Origin of the sequence: Streptomyces sp. NBC_01546, from assembly GCF_045208355.1 — a bacterium.
Taxonomy (GTDB): Bacteria; Actinomycetota; Actinomycetes; order Streptomycetales; family Streptomycetaceae; genus Streptomyces.
In genome coordinates, this window is sequence record NZ_CP109379.1 from 1,666,230 (window position 1) to 1,683,075 (window position 16,846).

Genomic DNA, 16,846 nt, shown 5'->3' on the forward strand with positions numbered 1-16,846 from the left:
CTCCCCTTGGCCCATTCGCGCCCATGATGCCGCAGAACGGATCCACCCCGGGCCGCATGACCCACAACGCACGGCGAGGGCCGTGACTCTTGGAGTCACGGCCCTCGCCGATCTGTGTCCGAGGGGGGACTTGAACCCCCACGCCCGATAAAGGGCACTAGCACCTCAAGCTAGCGCGTCTGCCATTCCGCCACCCGGACCAGGTGGTCGGCCCCGGTTTCCCGCGGCGACATGGACAACAATAGCAAAGGATCGGCGGGGCTCCGACCACTTATCCGGGCGGCTGCCGTCCGCCACGCCGTGCTGACCTGCACGCATGCACCGGCGGGCATGGCGAGACGGTACGTCTCGCCATGCGTTACGGGCAGCGGATGACCTGACCCGCGTACGAGAGGTTGCCGCCGAAGCCGAAGAGGAGGACGGGGGCTCCCGTGGGGATCTCGCCGCGCTGCACCAGCTTGGACAGGGCCATCGGGATGCTGCCCGCCGAGGTGTTGCCCGAGTCGACGACATCGCGGGCGACGACGGCGTTGACGGCGCCGATCTTGGCGGCGAGCGGTTCGATGATCCGCAGGTTCGCCTGGTGCAGGACGACCGCGGCCAGCTCCTCCGGCAGGACCCCGGCCTTCTCGCACACCTTGCGGGCGAGCGGCGGGAGCTGGCTGGTGGTCCAGCGGTAGACGGACTGGCCCTCCTGCGCGAAGACCGGCGGCGATCCCTCGATCCGGACGGCGTTGCCCATCTCGGGGACCGAACCCCACAGCACCGGGCCGATGCCCGGCTCGTCGCTGGCCTCGACCACGGCCGCGCCGGCGCCGTCGCCGGTGAGAACGCAGGTGGTGCGGTCGCTCCAGTCGGTGATCTCGGTCATCTTGTCGGCGCCGATGACCAGGGCGCGGGAGGCGGAGCCGGCCCGGATGGCGTGGTCGGCGGTGGCCAGGGCGTGCGTGAAGCCCGAGCAGACGACGTTGATGTCCATCACGGCGGGGCCGCCGCCCATGCCCAGCTTGGCGGCGACGCGCGCGGCCATGTTGGGCGAGCGGTCGATCGCGGTGGAGGTGGCGACCAGGACGAGGTCGATGTCGTCGGGGGTCAGGCCGGCGCCGGCCAGGGCCTTGCCCGCCGCCTGGAAGGCCAGCTCGTCCACCGGCTCGTCCGGACCCGCGATGTGGCGCGTCTTGATGCCGACCCGGGACCGGATCCACTCGTCCGTGGTGTCGACCATGGCCGCGAGGTCCTCGTTGGTCAGCACTTTCGCGGGCTGGTAGTGCCCCAGCGCCACCACGCGTGAACCGGTCATGGGCAGGATCCCCCTCGTAGGAAGTCAGGATCACCCAGCTTTGCCTGCTACTGACGGGTACGTGTGCGTGTGACCCGACAGGATTCCGGTGCCGGAATTTGGAGATTCCCGAGGATCAGGCAGCCGGGGACGTTGCGGGAAGCGGAACCGCGACAATGAGGTTGTCGGATACAGGCAAGAACCGAAGGGGTGGGCTGATCGCCATGGGACGGGTCACCGAGCGTCGCCGTGTCGTCCGGATCCGGAACGGCGTGGCGGGGGTCCGTCCGGACACGCTGGTCGCCGAGGAGCCGCTGGAGATACGGCTGAACGGCAAGCCGCTGGCCATCACGATGCGCACCCCGGGGGACGATTTCGCGCTGGCGGTGGGCTTCCTGGTGAGCGAGGGCGTGCTCGCCGCGGCCTCCGACATCAGGGCCGTCACCTATTGCGAGGGGGCGGCCGAGGACGGCACCAACACCTACAACATCGTCAACGTGCAGTTGGCGAACGGGGTTCCCGTGCCGGACATCACGCTGGAGCGGAACGTCTACACCACCTCGTCCTGCGGCCTGTGCGGCAAGGCCAGCCTGGACGCGGTCCGTACGGCGACCCGCTTCCCGGCGACGGCCGCCGACCCCGTACGGATCTCCGCGGATCTCCTCGGCTTGCTGCCGGACCGGCTGCGCGCGGCCCAGAAGGTCTTCGACCGTACGGGCGGACTGCACGCGGCCGGTCTGTTCACGGCGGACGGGGAGCTGCTGGACCTGCGCGAGGACGTGGGCCGGCACAACGCGGTGGACAAGATCGTCGGGCGGGCGCTCCAGTCCGGCCGGCTCCCGCTGACCGGCGCGGTCCTGCTGGTGTCGGGCCGGGCCTCCTTCGAGCTCGCCCAGAAGGCCGTGATGGCCGGCATCCCGGTCCTGGCGGCGGTCTCGGCCCCGTCCTCACTGGCGGTGGACCTGGCGCTGGAGTCGGGCCTGACCCTGGTCGGCTTCCTGCGCGGCCCGAACATGAACATCTACGCGGGCGAGGAGCGGATCACGATGTGACCACCGGGCCGGCGCCGCTACCGGAGCCGGCCGGGCGCCGCTACAGGTGCGGCCGCTGCCGTCTCATCGCCCGCGGCGCCCGCGGCGGGTGGTGGGTGCGGTGAGCTTGGGATCCGGCGGGGTGATCCGGTGGAGGTCCAGGGTGGGCGGGACCGGGGTGGTTCCGGGGCCACCGGATTCCGCCCAGGCGATGATCTCGTCGGTGGCGGTGTCGTCCAGGGCCCAGCCGAACCAGGCCGCGCGGGCTCCTCGGCGGCGGGCCTCGGTGGTGGGCTGGACCACGATGACATTGGCCTGGGCGCACGGCCCGAGGCACTCGCTCGTACGGACGGCCAGGCGGCCGCCGGAGGCGGCGGCGGCCTCGCGCAGCCGGGCCAGCTGGCCGGCGTGGTCGGAGCCGGGGTTCTTTTTGGGGTCGCCGCAGCAGCAGCCGCGGCAGACCACCAGGGTGCAGGGGCGTTCGGCGTGGGCGCCGTTCGGGCGTATCCAGGTCACCACCGAACGTTATCGGGCCTGGCCCGTGGGCTGTTGGGGCGGGGGCGAGACCTCTGCCACACGGTCGGCGGCGAGTTCGGGCCCGGGGTCCTGGGCGCGGCGGCGGGCGAGGACCGCGCAGACCATCAGCTGCATCTGGTGGAACAGCATCAGCGGCAGCACCGCGAGGCTCGCCTGAGCTCCGAACAGCACGCTGGCCATGGGGAGTCCGGCGGCGAGGCTCTTCTTCGACCCGGCGAACTGGATGGCGATCCGGTCCGCGCGGCCGAAGCCGAGGCGCTGCGCCCCGTACCAGCTGACGAGGAGCATGACGGCCAGGAGCACGGCCTCCACCGCCAGCAGGGCGCCGAGGCGCGGAACGCTCACCTGGTGCCAGACGCCGGCGGCCATGCCCGCGCTGAAGGCGGCGTAGACGACGAGCAGGATCGAGCCGCGGTCCACGTAGCCGAGGACCGGTCGGTGGCGTGCCAGGAAGCCGCCGACCCAGCGGCGCAGGAACTGCCCGAGGAGGAAGGGCAGGAGGAGCTGGAGGACGATCTTGATGAGCGAGTCCGGCGAGAAGCCGCCCGCGCTGTTGCCGAGCAGGCCGGCGGCGAGGAGGGGGGTGAGGAGGATGCCGGCGAGGCTGGAGAAGGAGCCCGCACAGATCGCGGCGGGGACGTTGCCGCGGGCGATCGAGGTGAAGGCGATGGAGGACTGGATGGTCGAGGGGACCAGGCAGAGGAAGAGCAGGCCGCTGTAGAGGGGCTCGGTGAGCACCCCGGGCACCAGACCCCGGGCGGCGAGGCCGAGGAGGGGGAAGAGGAGGAAGGTGCAGGCGAGCACGGTCACGTGCAGCCGCCAGTGGCGCAGGCCGTCGAGGGCCTCGCGGGTGGAGAGCCGGGCGCCGTAGAGGAAGAAGAGCAGGGCCACGGCCGCGGTGGAGGCGCCGTCGGCGACGGTGGCGGCCGGGCCGCGTGCCGGGAGCAGGGCGGCGAGGCCGACGGTGCCGAGGAGCGCCAGGACGTACGGGTCCAGGGGCAGCCGGGCGGGGAGGTGCGGGCGGCGCATGTGCGGGGTGCTCACTTGCTGTCGGGAGTGGCCTCGAGTGGTCTCCTCTCATCGTCGGGGGTGGAGTGGTGATCGGGAAACCTGTACACCGCACTCACTGTCATCACGATCCGCGATGAGCGCGGTAGCGTGGGCGGTATGTACGACCCCGTCCAGCTGCGCACGTTCCTCACGGTGGCCCAGACGCTCAGCTTCACCCAGGCCGCCGGGCGGCTCGGCGTACGGCAGTCCACGGTCAGCCAGCACGTGCGGCGGCTGGAGGAGGCGACGGGGCGGCCGCTGTTCGTACGGGACACGCACAGCGTGGAGCTGACGGAGGACGGCGAGGCGCTGCTGGGCTTCGCGCGCACGATCCTGGAGGCGCACGAACGGGCGGCGGCCTTCTTCACGGGGACCCGGCTGCGGGGGCGGCTGCGGTTCGGTGCCTCGGAGGACTTCGTGCTGACGCGGCTGCCGGAGATCCTGGAGGGGTTCCGGCACGAGCATCCCGAGGTGGACCTGGAGCTGTCGGTGGAGCTGTCGGGGACGCTGCACGAGCGGCTGGACGCGGGGCGCCTCGACCTGGTGCTGGCGAAGCGGCGGGGGCCGGGGGACGAGCGGGGTCGCCTGGTGTGGCGGGACCGGATGGTGTGGATCGGGGCGGAGGGGCTGCGGGTGGACCCGGAGCGCCCTGTTCCGCTGATCGTCTTCCCGTCGCCGGGGATCACCAGGGCCCGGGCGCTGGAGGTGCTGGAGCGGGAGGGGCGGCCGTGGCGGATCGCCTGTACGAGCGGCAGCCTGAGCGGTCTGATCGCGGCGGCCCGGGCCGGGCTGGGCGTGATGGCCCACACCCGGGGGCTGATCCCGCCGGGGCTGGTCCGGGTGAGCGGGCTGCCGGAGCTGGGCTCGGTGGAGTTCGCGCTGCTGCGCGGTGCGCGCGTCTCGGCCGCCGCCGAGGCCTTGGCCTCGGCGGTCCTGTCGGGAGCGGACCGCCTCAGCCGCACGGCGTGACCGGCCTGCCGCTCGGGGCCGCCGCTGCGGAGGTCTTGTGGAGGAATCCGCAGGCTGATCAACTGCCGTCCGGCGTGGGATAGCGTCGCCGCGCCGCACGGAGAGGAGCGGGGCCTTGCGCGAGATCACCGTCCCACCGGTCGTCACGGGCGCGCCCGTCGGCGGTCTGGCCGACACCGTCTTCCGGCATGCGCACGAGGAGCCCGGCCGGGTGGTCCTCGGACGCAAGACCGACGGCGTCTGGCGGGACGTGACCTCCGGGGAGCTGGCCGCGGAGGTGCTGGCGCTCGCCAAGGGGCTGCTGGCCCAGGGCGTGCGCTTCGGGGACCGGGTCGCGGTCATGTCCCGTACCCGATACGAGTGGACCCTCTTCGACTTCGCGCTGTGGGCGATCGGCGCCCAGCCCGTCCCCGTCTATCCCACCTCCTCCGCCGAGCAGGTGCAGTGGATCCTGTACGACTCCGAGTGCACGGCCTGCGTCGTCGAGAACGAGGACCAGGCCATGACGGTGGGTTCGGTAGTCGACCGGCTCCCCCGGCTGCGGCTGCTGTGGCAGCTCGACGCGGGGGCCGTGGACGCCCTCGTCGCCGACGGGCGCGGGGTCTCCGAGGACGTCGTGCACCGCCATCGCGGCGCGGTGACCCCCGACGCGGTGGCCACCGTCATCTACACCTCGGGAACCACCGGGCGGCCCAAGGGATGCGTGCTCACCCACGCCAACTTCATGTTCGAGGCCGACACGATGGTGAGCCGCTGGGAGTCCGTCTTCCAGGCCGGTCCGGGCGAGCAGCCCTCCACCCTGCTCTTCCTGCCGCTGGCGCACGTCTTCGGGCGGATGGTGGAGGTTGCCGCCATCCGGTCGCGGGTCAAGCTCGGACACCAGCCCGTGCTGACGGCGGCCGAGCTGCTGCCGGACCTCGCCGCGTTCCGGCCGACCTTCGTGCTCGGGGTCCCGTACGTGTTCGAGAAGGTCTTCGCGGCCGCCCGGCGCAAGGCGGAGGCGGAGGGGCGTACGGGCCCCTTCGACCGGGCGGTGGAGACGGCCGTACGGTACGCGGAGGCGCGGGAGCAGAAGGCCTTCGGCATCGGGCCGGGACCCTCGGCCGGGCTGCGGGTGGAGCACCAGGTCTTCGAGAAGCTCGTGTACGGGAAGGTCCGCGAGGCGATGGGCGGCCGGGTGCGGCACGCCATGTCGGGCGGGTCCGCGATGTCGCGCCGCCTCGGGCTGTTCTTCGACGGGGCCGGGATCACCATCTTCGAGGGGTACGGGCTGACCGAGTCGTCCGCGGCGGCCACGGCGAACCCGCCGGGGGCCACCAAATACGGCACGGTGGGCCGGCCGATCCCGGGCGGCACGGTGCACATCGCGGAGGACGGGGAGGTCTGGCTGCACGGCGGCCACATCTTCTCCGGGTACCTCAACGACCCCCGCGGCACGGAGGCGGTGCTGCGCGGCGGGTGGCTGGCGACCGGGGACCTGGGGCGGCTGGACGGGGACGGCTACCTCACCATCACCGGCCGCAAGAAGGAGATCCTGGTGACCTCCAACGGCAAGAGCGTCCAGCCGGCCGCGCTGGAGGAGCGGGTCCGCTCGCATCCGCTGGTGGCCCAGTGCGTGCTGGTGGGCAACGACCGGCCGTACATCGCGGCCCTGATCACCCTGGACCCGGAGGGGATCGCGCACTGGCTGTCGATGCGCGGCCTGCCGCAGCGGCCGGCGGCGGAACTGGTGCACGACGCGGACCTGACGGCGGAGGTCCGGCGGGCGGTGGTGGCGGCCAACACCCTGGTCTCGCAGGCGGAGGCGATCCGTACCTTCCGCGTCCTGCCCGAGCAGTTCAGCGAGGAGCGGGGACTGTTGACCCCGTCGCTGAAACTCAAGCGCCGGGCGATCGAGAAGGCGTACACGATGGAGGTGGCGGCCCTGTACCAGCCGTGAGCGGCGGTGGCGTTGCCGTCGGATCACGGCTGGTCCCGGCACCTGCCGAGCCACCCCCGAGCAAAACTGACGGTCCGTCATTTCACTTTGTCATTGATATTGACGGTGCGTCAGCTCACGCACAGAATGCGGGGATTCCGACCGGAGGGGATCCCCGACATGTTGCGCCCGATCCGCACCCTGGCCGCCGCGGCAGCGGCCCTCGCGCTCGTCTCCGCCTGCAACTCCGCCTCCACCAACGGCACCCTGCCGGGCACGCCCGGCGACGCGCCCGGCAACGCCCGTGGGGTGAGCGCCGACTCGATCAAGGTCGGCGGCATCGTCTCGATGACCAGCGCCAGCGGCTACAGCAAGAAGGACACCGATCTCGGGGCCAAGGCGCGGTACATGAGGGCCAACGCCGAGGGCGGCGTCAACGGCCGCAAGATCGACTACCTCGGCGCGGAGGACGACGGCCAGGACCCCGCGAAGAACATGTCGGCCGCCCGCAAACTCGTCCAGCAGGACAAGGTCTTCGCGGTCTCCCCCATGAGCTCGGTGACCTTCTCGGGCGCCGACTTCCTGGAGCAGGAGAAGGTCCCCACCTTCGGGTGGGGCACCCTGCCCTCCTTCTGCGGGCCGAAGTACATCTACGGCTTCAACGGCTGCCTGGTCCCCACCCCCGGCGGCACCCTCAACCAGACCTGGCCCGAGGGCATCGGCAAGCTCCTCGGCGGGGCCCAGGGCAAGTCCGTCGCGATCATCGCCAACGACAGCGACGCCGGCAAGTTCGGCATCCGCACCTTCCAGCAGGGCTTCACCAGCACCGGATTCACGGTCTCCTACGCCAAGCCCTCGGTGCCCGCCACCGCCGTGCCGAGCGACTGGTCGGCGTACGTGAAGGAGATCCTGGGGAGCAACGGCGGCAAGGCGCCGGACGCCGTGGTCTCCGTGATGCAGACCCCCAACAACATCGGGCTGTTCACCGCGCTCAAGCGCAGCGGCTACAAGGGGCTGCTCTCCGACCCCACCGACTACGACCCGGGCCTGCTCGCCAAGGACGCCACCAAGCAGGCGCTCGACGGGGTGCACGTACTGCTGCAGTTCCAGCCCTTCGAGTCGGCGGATCCGAAGATGGCGCAGTTCAAGGCCGACATCAAGGCGGCCGCGGGCGGCCAGGACGTACCCCTGAACATGCACATGTTGACCGGGTACATGTCGGCCGACCTGTTCGTGTCCATCGCGCAGAAGGCGGGGAAGAACCTGACCGTCGAGTCCTTCCAGGCCGCCGCGCAGGGCTTCTCCGACACCGGCACGCTCGTCGGCGACCGGGCGGAGCCCAAGGGGCAGAAGGACAGCTTCGGCTGCGGGGCGCTCGTACAGCTGAAGAACGGCTCGTACGAGGTCTCCGTCCCGTTCGAGTGCCACGAACCCATCCCCTTCAAGTAGGGCCGCGGCATGGGAGATCTGCTCGTCTTCGTACTGAGCGGTCTGGTCTCCGGCGCCCTGTACGCACTGCTCGCCAGCGGGCTGGTGCTGTCGTACTCGGCGTCCGGGCTGTTCAACTTCGCGCACGGGGCCACCGCCTACCTGTGCGCGCTCACCTTCTACGAGTTGCACTCGGGCCTGGGCTGGCCGGCCGTGCCGGCGGCGCTGCTGGTGGTGTTCGTCCTGGCCCCCGGCCTCGGCTGGGGGCTGGACCGGCTGATGTTCCGGCGGCTCGCGCGGGTCGGCGAGACGGCGCAGATCGTGGCGACCATCGGGCTGCTGGTGGCCCTGCCGGCCGCCGGGCTGTGGGCGGTGGAGCTGCTCGCGGACACGGGCGCGCCCGTGAAGCCCGCCGAGAACCAGTTCGGGCTGCCGGGCGTCGGGCCGAGCCCGGCGAAGTCCTGGCAGCTCGCGGAGGGCGTCGGCATCGACTCCGATCAGCTGATCACCTGGGTGGTGACGGCGGTGGTGGCGATCGCCCTGTGGGTGCTGATGCGGCACACCCGGCTCGGGCTGCTGCTGCGGGCCGCCGTCGACAACCGCTCGCTGACCGAGCTGCGCGGGATCCGCGCCGACCGGCTCTCGTCGGTGGCCTGGATGATCGCCTCGGGGCTGGCCGGGCTGGCGGGAGTGCTGGCGACGCCGCTGCTGGGGCTGTCCGCACACGATTTCACGCTGTTCCTGTTCGTCTCGGCGACGGCGGCGGTCATCGGGCGGTTCGCGTCCGTGCCGCTCGCCTTCGCGGGCGGGCTGGGTCTGGGGGTCCTGCAGAACCTGGTGGCCGGGTACGCGTCCTTCGCCGAGGGCATCACCGGCTTCCGCACGGCGGTGCCGTTCCTGATCCTGTTCGGGGGCCTGCTGGTGCTGACGCGCAGGGCGCGGACGGCGGGGATCGCGGCCGTGGACGCGCCGCCGGTGGACCATCTGGCCGGGGCGTCGTGGGGACGGCGCTGGGGGGCGTGGGCAGCGGGCGCGGTGGTGGTGTGCGTCGCCTTCTACACCGTGACCACGCCGTTCTGGAGCGGGCTGCTGGCCCAGGGGCTGGCCATCGGGCTGGTGTTCATGTCCTTCACCGTGGTGACCGGGCTGGGGGCGATGGTCTCGCTGGCCCAGGCCACCTTCGTGACCGGCGCGGCGCTGGTGGCCGGACTGCTGATGAGCCGGGGCTGGCCGTTCGTGGCGGCGCTGGCCGTGGGGACGTGCGCGGCCGCCCTGCTGGGGGCCCTGGTCGCCCTGCCGGCGCTGCGGCTGGGCGGGCGGTCGCTGGCACTGGCGACTCTGGCGCTGGCGTTCCTGGCCGACCAGGTGCTGTTCCAGCTGCGATGGCTGCGGAACGGTGATTCCGGGTGGTCGATCCCGAGGCCGGTGTTCGGGCCGGTGGACCTGTCCGACGACCGGGCGCTGGGGGTGGCCCTGGTGGTGCTGGTCGCGGTGGTGGCCGCCGGGCTGAGCGCGCTGCGGAGCTCCCCGTCGGGGCGGGCGATGCTGGCCGTACGGTCGGCGCCCGCGGCGGCGATGGCGTCGGGGGTGTCCGTCCTGCGGACGAAGCTGCTGCTGTTCACCCTGTCGGCGGGGCTGGCCGGGTTCGGCGGCGTGATGTACGCATCGTTCAACACCCGGATCACGGCCACGGACTTCACGGCGATGACGGGGCTGGTGTGGCTGGCGGTGGTGGTCGCGGCGGGTGTTCGGCGGCCGCAGTACGCGGTGGTCGCGGGGCTGGTGTTCGCCGTTGCGCCGCGGCTGCTGTCGGACTACGTGACGGCGTCGGCCCACCTGCCGGTGATCCTGTTCGGCCTGGCGGGGCTGGCGCTGGCCAACGATCCCGACGGGTACTGCGCGGCCGTTCCGGTGCGGTTGGCGCGGCGGCGGGCAGCGGGCCCCGCGGGGGCTCCGCCCCCGAACCCCAGCCCTTTGCAGCCCGCCCGGCGTTTGAGGGCGGGGGGCGGGGTGGGGGAAAGCCCCGCAGGGCCCGCGCCCGCGCTCGAGCTGCGCAGCGTAACGGCCGGGTACGACGGGGGGTTGGTGCTGCACGGGGTCGATCTCGCCGTCCGGCGAGGGGAGATCCTCGCCGTGCTCGGGCCCAACGGGGCCGGCAAGAGCACCGCGTGCCGGGTCGCCGCCGGGCTGCTGCCCGTCACCGGCGGCGAGGTGTGCGTACACGGGCGGGACGCCACCCCCGACGGCGCCGTGCGGCGGGCACGGGCCGGGGTGGTCCTCGCCCCCGAAGGGCGGGGGATCTTCCCGGCGCTCACCATCGAGGAGAACCTGGCCCTGTACCTGCGGGAGGCCGACGCCCGGGCCGCCGTCTACGACCGCTTCCCACGGCTCGGGGAACGGCGGGGGGTGGCCGCCGGGGCGCTGTCCGGCGGGGAGCAGCAGATGCTGGCCCTGGCGCCGCTGTTGCAGCGCCCGCCCGAGGTGCTGATCGCCGACGAGCCCTCCCTCGGGCTCGCCCCGCGCGTGGTGGAGGAGGTGTACGCGCTGCTCACCGAACTCCGCGACGCCGGGACAGCGCTGCTGCTGGTGGAGGAGAAGGCGGCGGAGATCCTCGGGATCGCCGACACCGTGGCCTACCTCTCCCAGGGCCGGGTCTCCTGGTGCGGTCCGCGCGCCGAGGTGGAGGCGGACCGGCTCACCGAGGCTTACCTGGGGATGGCGACATGAGCGGCGAGTACGTGCTCCGGGCGAGCGGGGTCAGCGTCCGGTTCGGCGGGGTGAGGGCGCTGACCGGGGTGGATCTCGGGATCCGTGCGGGCGAGGTGTGCGGGCTGATCGGGCCGAACGGGGCCGGGAAGACCACCCTGTTCGACGTCCTGTCCGGGATCCGGCGGCCCGATCAGGGGCGGATGCTGCTGGACGGGGTGGACATCACCCGCCGTTCCCCCGTCTGGCGGGCCCGGCACGGGATGCGCCGGACCTTCCAGCGCCAGCAGCTGTTCGGCCGGCTCAGCGTGGCCGACAACCTGCTGGTGGCGCAGGAGTGGCGGGGCGGCGGGGGCGGACTCGCCGCCGATCTCGTCGCGTTCCCGGCCCGGCGGTCCCGGGAACGGGCGCGCCGGGAGCGGGGCGAGCGGGTGCTGGCCGGCTGCGGGATCGGCGCGCTGGGGACCTCGTACGCCGACGGGCTGCCCGTCGGGCAGGCCCGGATGGTGGAGCTGGCCCGCGCGGTGGCCGATCCGCCGAGGGTGCTGCTGCTGGACGAACCGGCGTCCGGGATGTCGGCCCCCGAGCGCGAGCAGCTCGCGGCGGTCGTCCGGCGGCTGGCGCGGGAGGAGGGCTGCGCCGTACTGCTGGTCGAGCACAACGTGGCCTTCGTGATGGACCTCTGCGCACGGGTGGTCGTACTGGACCTCGGGACGGTGCTCGCCGAGGGTCCGCCGGCCGAGGTACGGGCGAATCCGCTCGTGCGGGAGGCGTACCTCGGGACGGCGTGAACCGTCCGGGGATGGCGGGAATACGTCGTACGAGGGGCCGGTTGTCGCCCCTCGTACGACGCCGCCCATCGACCCTAGGGAACGACCAGACGTGAACCAGGTCCCCACCGTCAAGCTCAACAACGGCTCGCTCATGCCCCAGCTCGGCTTCGGCGTCTGGCAGGTGCCGGACGCGGAGGCGGAGCGGGCCGTCGCGACCGCGCTGGAGGCGGGCTACCGCAGCATCGACACGGCGGCGGTCTACGGCAACGAGGCCGGCACCGGCAGGGGCGTCGCCGCCTCCGGGGTGGCGCGCGAGGAGCTGTTCGTCACCACGAAGCTGTGGAACGGCCCGAAGCAGACCTGGAACCGGGACGCGGTGCTGCGCGCCTTCGACGATTCGCTCCGCAAGCTGGGCCTCGAGCACATCGACCTGTACCTGATCCACTGGCCGCGCCCGATGCGCGACGACTTCGTCGCCATCTGGCAGACCTTCGAGGAGATCGCGGCGAGCGGGCGGGCCAGGGCGGTCGGCGTGTCGAACTTCCGCCCGGCGGACCTGGACCGGCTGGCCGGGGCGAGCGCGCTGGTGCCGGCCGTGAACCAGATCGAGCTGCACCCGCTGTTCCCGCAGGACGAGCTGCGCGCCGTGCACGCCGAGCGCGGGATCGCCACCGAGGCCTGGTCCCCGCTGGGCCAGGGCAAGGAGCTGCTGACGCTCCCGGAGGTGGCCGGGATCGCGGCCAAGCACGGGCGCAGCGCCGCGCAGGTGGTGCTGCGCTGGCACCTCCAGCACGGGAACATCGTGATCCCGAAGTCGGTGACCCCGGCCCGTATCCGGGAGAACCTGGACGTCTTCGGCTTCGCGCTGGACGCCGCCGACATCGCCGCGCTGGACGCCCTGGGCGCGGGCGCGGCGGCGCGGCGGATCGGTCCGGACCCGGCCGTCTTCGACGTGTGAGCGGGGTCCACGTGAACCTTCCCGAAGGGGTCTACCGGATCCGCAACGTGGACAGTGGCCTGGTGCTCCAGCTGGAGGGCGCCTCCCGGGTACGGGTCGGCCCCGACGGGCCGCCCGCGCCGGAGACCGCCCGCCGGTGGCGGATCTCGCCGGTGCACAGCGGCGGCGGGATCTTCCACGTGGTGAGCGAGGACAACGAGCGCCGCCTCGACGTCGCGAACGCGTCGACGGACAGCGGCGCCCGGGTGCAGGTGTGGCGGGCGAACGCCTTCGGCGCGCAGGAGTGGATCGTCGAGCAGCACCTCGACGATCCGGGCGTGGTGTCCCTGATCGCGTGCATCAGCGGCCTGCCCCTGGAGGCCGACGCCGAGGGCCGCGCCCGCCAGGGCGAGGACAGCGACTCCCCGACCCAGTGGTGGCGCCTGGAGCCGGTGTAGCCGGCCCGCGCGGAGCCCTCAGGCGCGTACGGAGCTTCGTACGCGGTCCGTCGGCTCCGCGCGGGGTGTCGCGTCGCAGGCCTCGGCTTCAGCTCGCGCCGTGGGCCGGGGCGAGGGATTCGACCCGCTCGGCGAGCTCGAAGTCGTTGACCGTCACCACGCCTCCCGCGTCGTGGCTGTTCACCGACAGGCGGACCGTGTTGTAGCCGAGCGTCAGGTCGGAGTGGTGGTTCAACTCCTCCTGGACGGTGGCGATGTGGACGACCAGGGCGCTCGCCGCGAAGTGCGTGCCCAGCCGGTAGGTGCGGGAGATCCGGTCGTTCTCGAAGGCCCAGCCGGGCAGTTCCCGCAACCGGTCCTCGATCTCCTTCTGTGACAGCGGTTCACTCGGCATCCACCGGCTCCTTTGTTCCCCGTGACGTGGAGTCAAGGTTCCCACAGCGCGGGCCGGAGCGACCCTTTCGCGCCATAGTGCGCCCGGGTACTTTCCCGGCCTTCCGCGCCCCACCCGGCCCCCCTATGCTCCTGCGCCGGACGTGACTGTTACCAGCGGTAACAAAGGAACGAAGGGGCGGCACCACAATGGCGAGCACAGGCAGTTCCAGACGTACGTTCATCGCGGGCACCGCGGCCGCCGCGGCCGGCGCCAGCACCCTGTCGGCGGGCCTGACAGCAGCACCGGCCGCGGCCGCGACACCGCCGAACGGCCGGCGCGTCGCCGTCCTCGGCGGCGGGGTGGCCGGGCTGACCGCGGCGCATGAACTCGCCGAGCGCGGCTACGCCGTCACCGTGTACGAACGCCGGGCGCTCGGCGGCAAGGCCCGCAGCATGGACGTGCCCGGCAGCGCCCGGGGCGGCCGCCGGCCGCTGCCCGCCGAGCACGGCTTCCGCTTCATCCCCGGCATCTACCACAACCTGCCCGACACCATGCGGCGCATCCCCTTCCCCGGGAACGCGAACGGCGTGTGGGGCAACCTCGTCGCCCCGCGCGAGATGATGTTCGCCCGGTCGGCCGGCCGCGAGGACCTGCGCGGGCCCATCCCCTGGCCGGAGCACTCCCCCGCCGAGCTGACGCCCGACGAGCTCCGGCGCGCCCTCACCGGCATCCTGCAGTCGCTGGTCCGGCTGCCCCTGCACGAGACGGCGTACTTCGTGAACCGCGTGCTCGTCTTCCTCACCAGCTGTGACGAGCGGCGCAACGAGGTCTGGGAGCACACCCCTTGGTGGGAATTCGTGCGCGCCGCACAGATGTCGGCCGAGTACCAGCGCATCCTCGCCATCGGCATCACCCGCAACATCGTGGCGACCAAGGCCGAGGAGGCCTCCACCCGGACGGTGGGCACCCTCGGCGAGGCATTCGTCTTCAACCTGCTGGGCCGCGGGGCGGACGGCCCGCCGGACCGGATCCTCAACCTGCCCACCAACGAGGCGTGGATCGACCCGTGGGAGGCCCATCTGCGCTCCCTCGGGGTGGAGTTCAAGATCGGCTGGACCGTACGGGAGGTGCAGTACGGGAACGGCCGGGTGAGCGGGGTCGCCGTCCTGGACCCGGCCGGCGCGCGGCAGACCGTCACCGCCGACCACTACGTCTCGGCCCTGCCCGTCGAGCACGCCCGGCGCACCTGGAGCACCGCGCTGCGGGCCGCCGATCCGATGCTGGGGCGCTGCGACAAGCTGGAAACCGACTGGATGACCGGGATCCAGTTCTATCTCACCGAACGGGCCCCGCTGGTGCACGGCCACCTCAACTGCATCGACTCCCCCTGGTCGTTGACGGCGATCCAGCAGGCCGAGCACTGGCCCTCCCGGAACTTCCCCGCCGACTACGGCGACGGCGCCGCGGTCGACTGTCTGTCGGTGGACATCTCCGAGTGGGACAAGCCCGGAATCCTGTACGGGAAGACGGCCAAACAGTGCACCCGCGAGGAGGTGGCGCGCGAGGTGTGGGCGCAGCTGAAGGCCTCCCTGAACGACACCGGGAAGACGCTGCTGAGCGACTCCGCGCTGCACTCGTGGTTCCTGGATCCGGGCGTGGACGGGCTGGGCACCCCGAACCCGACCAACCAGGACGAGCTGCTGATCCACCCGACCGGCACCTTCCACAACCGGCCGAGCGCGGGCACCCGTATCCCCAACTTCTTCCTCAGCGGGGACTACGTGGCGGTCGACATCGACCTGGCCACGATGGAGGGGGCGAACGCCTCGGCCCGGGCCGCGGTCAACTCCCTGCTGGACCACGACGGTTCGAAGGCCGCGCGGTGCACGGTCCAACCGCTGTACCGGGCGCCGGAGGTCGAGTCCGCCAAGCGGCACGACCTGTGGCGCTACCGTCTCGGCCTGCCCAACGTCTTCGATCTGGGCTGACCCGGTCCGACGGGCTCGGCTACCGTCGAGGGCATGACCACCACGATGCCCACGGTCGGCGCCCTGCTGCGTACCTGGCGGGAGCGGCGCGGCATCAGCCAGCTGGAGCTGGCGGGCCGCGCCGACTCCTCGTCGCGGCACATCAGCTTCATCGAGACCGGGCGGTCCCGGCCGAGCGAGGAGATGGTGCTGCGGCTCGCCGACCGCCTGGACGTTCCGGTGCGCGAGCGCAACGCCCTGCTGCTGGCGGCGGGTTACGCCCCGCACTACGCGCATACCGCTCTGGACGACCCGTCGATGGAGACGCTGCGCGAGGGCATCGAGCGGCTGCTGACCGGGTACGAGCCCTACCCGGCGCTGGTGGTGGACGCCACGTACCACGTCGTCGCCGCCAACCGGGGCATCCTGATGCTGCTGGACGGGCTGCCGGAGCACCTGCTGACCCCGCCGCTGAACGCCATGCGGATCACCCTGCACCCCGAAGGCCTGGCTCCGCGGATCCGCAACCTCAAGGAGTGGCGCGGGCACCTGCTGGCGCAGATGGAACGCCAGATCGCGCTGGCCCGGTCCGAGCCGCTGCGCGCGCTGTACGAGGAGGTGTCGGCCTATCCGGTCGCGGAGCGCACCGGCGAAGCCGAACCGGAGGAGGCGGTCCCGTACATCGCGCTCCCGCTGGTCATCGAGCACGACGGCCACGTGCTGTCCTTCGTGTCGTCGATCGCTACCTTCAACACGCCGATGGACGTGACCGTCGCCGAGCTGGCCATCGAAACGCTGCTCCCGGCCGACCCGGCGACGGTGAAGTACCTGCGCTCACTCGGCGACTGAGCGCAGGGCGAGCTGCTGGAGCAGGGCGAAGCCGGCGACGGTGAGGCCCTGCACCGGGATCCACACGGTCCCCGCGGCCGTCGGCGAGAACCAGACGGCGAGGGCGATCAGGCTCAGGGCCGCCCAGGCGTAGTTGGTCTCGATCACGAGCTTCACCGGCAGGGCCTGCGGCCGCCTGCGCGAGGCCAGCAGGCCCACCGCGGCGCCGTACGCGACGAGCAGGATCCCGAGCCCCAGCAGCAGCCCCTGCCCGACCCCGAGCAGCCGGCCCAGCGGGGCCGAGAAGGCCACGTACGCCAGCCCGTTGCCGGTGGTGACCACGGAGTCGAGGGCGAGGAAGCGGCGCAGCACGGCCTGCGGTTCGGCGGTGCGGGCGATGCTGCCGAGAAGGGTTGCGGACATGGGAAATCAGCCTCCGTCGAGGTCGAATGCGCGGATGGGACACGGGCCCCGGAACCGAGTGCGCGGCCCCGGACCCCGATGCCCCCACCATGCCGCCCGGCCCCGACGGGGTCGATTACCTCCGGGGTAAGGCGCGGTCCAGGGTGGTCCGTCGGCGCGTCGGCGA

Annotated in this window: 15 protein-coding genes and 1 tRNA gene; 10 read left to right on the forward strand and 6 right to left on the reverse strand. The window is 72.5% G+C overall.

Features of this window, described 5'->3' with window-relative positions; genetic code table 11:
• Positions 1-115: 115 nt before the first annotated feature.
• Positions 116-200 (reverse strand) — tRNA-Leu (locus tag OHA89_RS07995).
• Positions 201-358: 158 nt separating this feature from the next.
• Complete coding sequence (locus tag OHA89_RS08000; RefSeq protein ID WP_215146668.1) at positions 359-1,300, reverse strand: beta-ketoacyl-ACP synthase III; 942 nt, start codon at positions 1,298-1,300, stop codon at positions 359-361.
• A 203-nt stretch (positions 1,301-1,503) separates the two neighbouring features.
• Here OHA89_RS08000 and fdhD point away from each other — a divergent pair, with 203 nt between their 5' ends.
• The gene (fdhD, locus tag OHA89_RS08005; RefSeq protein ID WP_406365770.1) at positions 1,504-2,331 is read left to right on the forward strand and encodes a formate dehydrogenase accessory sulfurtransferase FdhD; all 828 of its coding nucleotides are present in this window, start codon (positions 1,504-1,506) and stop codon (positions 2,329-2,331) included.
• Positions 2,332-2,394: 63 nt separating this feature from the next.
• Here fdhD and OHA89_RS08010 read toward each other — a convergent pair whose 3' ends face one another.
• Both OHA89_RS08010 and OHA89_RS08015 read right to left on the reverse strand, forming a co-directional pair.
• Positions 2,395-2,826, reverse strand: coding sequence for a (2Fe-2S) ferredoxin domain-containing protein (locus tag OHA89_RS08010; RefSeq protein ID WP_257553413.1), 432 nt, complete (start codon positions 2,824-2,826; stop codon positions 2,395-2,397).
• Between the two features lie 9 nt (positions 2,827-2,835).
• Positions 2,836-3,876, reverse strand: coding sequence for a bile acid:sodium symporter family protein (locus tag OHA89_RS08015; RefSeq protein WP_406368442.1), 1,041 nt, complete (start codon positions 3,874-3,876; stop codon positions 2,836-2,838).
• Between the two features lie 138 nt (positions 3,877-4,014).
• Between OHA89_RS08015 and OHA89_RS08020 the strand changes: the two genes are divergently transcribed.
• The 7 genes from OHA89_RS08020 to OHA89_RS08050 all read left to right on the forward strand — a co-directional run bounded on the left by OHA89_RS08020 (position 4,015) and on the right by OHA89_RS08050 (position 13,086).
• Complete coding sequence (locus tag OHA89_RS08020; RefSeq protein WP_266613851.1) at positions 4,015-4,866, forward strand: LysR substrate-binding domain-containing protein; 852 nt, start codon at positions 4,015-4,017, stop codon at positions 4,864-4,866.
• A 115-nt stretch (positions 4,867-4,981) separates the two neighbouring features.
• Positions 4,982-6,805, forward strand: a complete 1,824-nt coding sequence (locus OHA89_RS08025) for a long-chain fatty acid--CoA ligase (RefSeq protein ID WP_266613852.1) — start codon at positions 4,982-4,984, stop codon at positions 6,803-6,805.
• 159 nt (positions 6,806-6,964) lie between these two features.
• Positions 6,965-8,233, forward strand: coding sequence for an ABC transporter substrate-binding protein (locus tag OHA89_RS08030; protein WP_406365771.1), 1,269 nt, complete (start codon positions 6,965-6,967; stop codon positions 8,231-8,233).
• A 9-nt stretch (positions 8,234-8,242) separates the two neighbouring features.
• The gene (locus OHA89_RS08035; protein ID WP_406365772.1) at positions 8,243-10,939 is read left to right on the forward strand and encodes an ABC transporter permease subunit; all 2,697 of its coding nucleotides are present in this window, start codon (positions 8,243-8,245) and stop codon (positions 10,937-10,939) included.
• Positions 10,936-11,709 (forward strand): ABC transporter ATP-binding protein, encoded by a 774-nt coding sequence (locus OHA89_RS08040; RefSeq protein ID WP_406365774.1) that lies wholly within the window; start codon positions 10,936-10,938, stop codon positions 11,707-11,709. Before OHA89_RS08035 ends, OHA89_RS08040 begins: the two co-directional genes overlap by 4 nt.
• 91 nt (positions 11,710-11,800) lie before the next feature.
• Entirely contained in the window at positions 11,801-12,649 is an 849-nt protein-coding gene (locus OHA89_RS08045) for an aldo/keto reductase (protein WP_266613855.1), read from the forward strand.
• Between the two features lie 11 nt (positions 12,650-12,660).
• Positions 12,661-13,086 (forward strand): RICIN domain-containing protein, encoded by a 426-nt coding sequence (locus tag OHA89_RS08050; protein ID WP_406365775.1) that lies wholly within the window; start codon positions 12,661-12,663, stop codon positions 13,084-13,086.
• An 88-nt stretch (positions 13,087-13,174) separates the two neighbouring features.
• Here OHA89_RS08050 and OHA89_RS08055 read toward each other — a convergent pair whose 3' ends face one another.
• Positions 13,175-13,480 (reverse strand): 4a-hydroxytetrahydrobiopterin dehydratase, encoded by a 306-nt coding sequence (locus tag OHA89_RS08055; RefSeq protein ID WP_406365776.1) that lies wholly within the window; start codon positions 13,478-13,480, stop codon positions 13,175-13,177.
• A 188-nt stretch (positions 13,481-13,668) separates the two neighbouring features.
• Between OHA89_RS08055 and OHA89_RS08060 the strand changes: the two genes are divergently transcribed.
• Positions 13,669-15,450, forward strand: a complete 1,782-nt coding sequence (locus tag OHA89_RS08060; RefSeq protein ID WP_406365777.1) for an FAD-dependent oxidoreductase — start codon at positions 13,669-13,671, stop codon at positions 15,448-15,450.
• A gap of 33 nt (positions 15,451-15,483) precedes the next feature.
• Positions 15,484-16,278 carry a helix-turn-helix domain-containing protein gene (locus OHA89_RS08065; protein ID WP_266613857.1) on the forward strand — a complete coding sequence of 265 codons (795 nt, stop codon included), beginning with the start codon at positions 15,484-15,486 and terminating at the stop codon, positions 16,276-16,278.
• Here OHA89_RS08065 and OHA89_RS08070 read toward each other — a convergent pair.
• Positions 16,264-16,680, reverse strand: a complete 417-nt coding sequence (locus tag OHA89_RS08070) for a hypothetical protein (protein WP_266613858.1) — start codon at positions 16,678-16,680, stop codon at positions 16,264-16,266. The two genes, OHA89_RS08065 and OHA89_RS08070, sit on opposite strands and share 15 nt — an antisense overlap.
• Positions 16,681-16,846 lie beyond the last annotated feature (166 nt).